This is a genomic window from Vibrio aestuarianus, assembly GCF_012395185.1.
Taxonomy (GTDB): domain Bacteria; phylum Pseudomonadota; class Gammaproteobacteria; order Enterobacterales; family Vibrionaceae; genus Vibrio; species Vibrio aestuarianus.
The window spans coordinates 1-1148 of sequence record NZ_JAAZTU010000106.1; the positions used below are offsets into that span (position 1 = coordinate 1).

The following is a 1148-nucleotide window of genomic DNA, read 5'->3' on the forward strand; positions in this document are numbered from 1 at the left end:
AAATAACCGAGGAGGAAACATGGCAGTAAAGAATATGACTGAATATCTCAATGAACTTGTTGAGACTTTCTTAAAGAAAAAAGGAATGGAAGATGTTGAAGAGCTTCACTGTGAAAAAGGTGCGATAAGAATTTCAGAGTCGAAGCTTAAGCACGTTCTACATGCAGCAGCACGAAGCGAAGCAGGTTTTAAAATCTACTATTCACAATATAGGAAAGGTAATGGCTACAACGTCTTCATAAACAAAAGCTTTGCAAATTACGCTTATCAGCGAATTTCAAAACTCAACATCTACAAACAAAAATTAAAAAGGATTAAGACCAATGGATAAGGAAAACAAAATTTATAAAAACAAGATTGTGATCGCTGCTTTGAGCGTGATTGCATTGATAGATACAGCATTCGCAATTGACTACTTCACAACTGACCACGAAGCGAGAGCTTGTATAGGAACTCAGTATCAAGCTCTTCAGGGAATGATGAATGATTATGATAATTCTGATTCTCTTTCAAAGATTGATTTAGGTAAAGTCATTGCACAGCAAACGGAGCTTATAGATGAAATGAAGCACAGTGATGAAGTGGCAAAACGCTACTGTAATTAAAACTAACCCAGAAACAACAAAAAGCCTGTGAGGGCTTTTTTTATGCGAAGCATTCTTTCGGTTCTCTTGCCTCATCAACAGCAAGATAAACCGATTTAAGAACCTGATGAAGCTCTTCATTAGTCAAATTTGTCTTAGCCAAATCTTCATAAACTGATTGAAGAAAAGGTGGTAAATCAGAAAATAACTGTCTGTAATATCTGTCATTATTCATACTCAATCCTTTTTATATGCCATATATAAGATATATAACATTAAAAATTACTTTTAAAAGAGTAAAGCATTAAAATATTTATGCTGATTTTCGTTTGGTTCTGGGATGTTCATGTTTAGCTTCTTCAATTTTAGCTTTAAGAATAGTCTCATCAATCAGAATCTCTTGAGTAATGCTTGATGATTTGTTCTTTGAAATGTAGCCACCCATATTTTCTAACATCTTGAGTAATACATCTATCTTGAAATGTTTTGTCTTTCTTGATAGCAGCATTGAAGTTCTAGGTTGACTAATGCCTATTATAAAAGAAAGTTGATTCTGAGTTAAGT

At 33.6% G+C, this 1148-nt stretch carries 4 protein-coding genes; 2 read left to right on the forward strand and 2 right to left on the reverse strand.

Annotation, left to right across the window (positions count from 1 at the left end; translation table 11 throughout):
• Together HGG78_RS18805 and HGG78_RS18810 are read left to right on the forward strand one after the other, a co-directional pair.
• Positions 1-331 (forward strand): hypothetical protein (locus tag HGG78_RS18805; protein WP_216835676.1); only part of this gene is annotated, 331 nt, incomplete at its 5' end.
• The gene (locus tag HGG78_RS18810; RefSeq protein ID WP_172533825.1) at positions 324-605 is read left to right on the forward strand and encodes a hypothetical protein; all 282 of its coding nucleotides are present in this window, start codon (positions 324-326) and stop codon (positions 603-605) included. The genes HGG78_RS18805 and HGG78_RS18810, both read left to right, overlap by 8 nt.
• A 40-nt stretch (positions 606-645) precedes the next feature.
• Here HGG78_RS18810 and HGG78_RS18815 read toward each other — a convergent pair whose 3' ends face one another.
• Both HGG78_RS18815 and HGG78_RS18820 read right to left on the reverse strand, forming a co-directional pair.
• Positions 646-819: a hypothetical protein gene (locus tag HGG78_RS18815; protein ID WP_172533826.1), complete on the reverse strand. Its 174-nt coding sequence runs from the start codon at positions 817-819 to the stop codon at positions 646-648.
• 78 nt (positions 820-897) lie between these two features.
• Positions 898-1148 (reverse strand): helix-turn-helix domain-containing protein (locus HGG78_RS18820; protein ID WP_216835678.1); only part of this gene is annotated, 251 nt, incomplete at its 5' end.

Bases quoted from the DNA above. Each gene is read 5' to 3' on its own strand.
- HGG78_RS18810 (WP_172533825.1), top strand. From the start codon at position 324: ATGGATAAGGAAAACAAAATTTATAAAAACAAGATTGTGATCGCTGCT.
- HGG78_RS18815 (WP_172533826.1), bottom strand. From the start codon at position 819: ATGAATAATGACAGATATTACAGACAGTTATTTTCTGATTTACCACCT.